A 1668-nucleotide genomic window follows, 5' to 3' on the forward strand; every position below is an offset into this window, starting at 1 on the left:
ATACACGCGATCTTATAAAGTGTGGTATGTCGGTAGAGAAAATAGTACTGATTCCAGTATGGGATGAAGCTACTTATTTATTCTCGGATCTGGAGCAAGCGGCACTGGCATGGGCAGAAGAAGTCACACGTGTAAGTGAGACACATGCTTCGGATGAAGCGTATTCTGCAGCGCTTTCAGTATTCGGTGAAAAAGATTTGGTCGATTTGACCATCGTTATTGCAACAATGAATGCACTTAATCGTATGGGTATCAGTTTTCGAATGAAGCCGCTAGCCAAAGCGTAAATTATCATTCGTTTCTTCCCGCGATTGGTTATTAATTCCCCCCCAAAGGGAAAACCGCCTTTCGGCGGTTCTCCCTTTTTAAAAGCAAGGCACAAAAATAATTGTTATTAACGTTATTTTAAGCATTTAAAATATTCCATACGGTAATGTTAAAAATACCCTAAGAATACTACTCAACTGCGATTATTAAAATATATGCAAGCTTAGATTAAAAAACAAAGCCCTCAACAAAAAGAGATGTTGGTGGACATTAATTAATGTAATTCAGCACGATCCAGACCGTAAGCGCTATCCATCGTGCCTGGTGCCATCTGTGATAAAATCTGTAGACGATTCCAGGCGTTGATTACAGCAATGGTGAATGTTAACTCTGATATCTCCACTTCAGAGAAATGTTCGCGCAATTCGCTGTAAAGCGCTTCGTTTACACCATTATCACCAATGCGGGTCAAAGCTTCAGTCAGTGCCAGCGCAGCTTTCTCTTTGGCGCTGAACAATGGCGATTCCCGCCAAATTGCAACGTGATAAAGACGCAGTTCACGCTCACCATGCATTTTTGCTTCTTTAACATGCATATCCAGACAAAATGCACAGTGATTCAGCTGTGAGGCACGGATATCCACTAAGTGTTTAAGATTTTTATCCAGCGAGATTTTTCCTAATGCCACAGAAGCATCGGCAAGTGTTTTAGCCAATGTCGGGATGGTTTTGAAATGATTCACACGTGACGACATATTGTAATCCTCTTTTTAAAATAAACGATCAATGGTTTGCAGTGCATAGGGTAATGCTGTAATACGAGCGACGGGATCATGCGTTCCGTCCACCCGGATAAATTGCACGTCGGTAATACCAATATATTCAAGCGCTATACGAATGTATGGCGTGAACTGGTCATCCGCTATAAATGGGCCGTGGGCAAATACGCTGCCGCTGGCGACCACGCAGTACACCTTTTTGCCGCTGACAAGTCCCACTTTTTTACCCTCTGGCGTAAAGGAGAACGTTCGTCCGGCGCGGGTAATATGATCGAACCAGGCTTTCAGCACTGAAGGCAGGCCGAGATTCCACATCGGCGATGAGATAACCAGCGTGTCACAATCAAAAAGCTGGTCTACCAGTTTTTCCGAAGTCTCAATAGCGGTGAGCTGAGCTTCACTGCGTAGGTCTGGTGGGGTAAAAAAACCAGCAATCGTAAATGCATCAAGATGCGGTAGCGGCCGTTGAGCCAGGTCCAGCACTGATTCTTCAAGCCCGGCGTGATGCGTGCGTAATTTTTCTACCAGGTGTTCAGACGCCGCGCGGGATGCCGATCCTGATAAATCCGGACTAACTTTAACGTGAAGCAGTTTCATCATTCTTTCCCTCAGGTGAGATCGCG

Annotated in this window: 3 protein-coding genes; 1 reads left to right on the plus strand and 2 read right to left on the minus strand. The window is 44.7% G+C overall.

Going from position 1 to position 1668, the window contains the following annotated elements:
• Window positions 1–287 (plus strand): carboxymuconolactone decarboxylase family protein (locus ENTHG_RS23240; RefSeq protein ID WP_044185833.1); only part of this gene is annotated, 287 nt, incomplete at its 5' end.
• 254 nt (window positions 288–541) lie between these two features.
• Here ENTHG_RS23240 and ENTHG_RS23245 read toward each other — a convergent pair.
• Both ENTHG_RS23245 and ENTHG_RS23250 read right to left on the minus strand, forming a co-directional pair.
• Window positions 542–1021 carry a carboxymuconolactone decarboxylase family protein gene (locus tag ENTHG_RS23245; protein ID WP_044185835.1) on the minus strand — a complete coding sequence of 160 codons (480 nt, stop codon included), beginning with the start codon at window positions 1019–1021 and terminating at the stop codon, window positions 542–544.
• Between the two features lie 15 nt (window positions 1022–1036).
• Window positions 1037–1668 (minus strand): FMN-dependent NADH-azoreductase (locus ENTHG_RS23250; protein WP_237567534.1); only part of this gene is annotated, 632 nt, incomplete at its 5' end.

The sequence above is a fragment of the Phytobacter massiliensis JC163 genome (genome assembly GCF_000321045.1).
GTDB lineage: Bacteria > Pseudomonadota > Gammaproteobacteria > Enterobacterales > Enterobacteriaceae > Phytobacter_A > Phytobacter_A massiliensis.

Excerpts from the sequence above, each read along its gene's own strand:
- ENTHG_RS23245 (WP_044185835.1), bottom strand. The coding sequence starts at position 1,021 with ATGTCGTCACGTGTGAATCATTTCAAAACCATCCCGACATTGGCTAAA.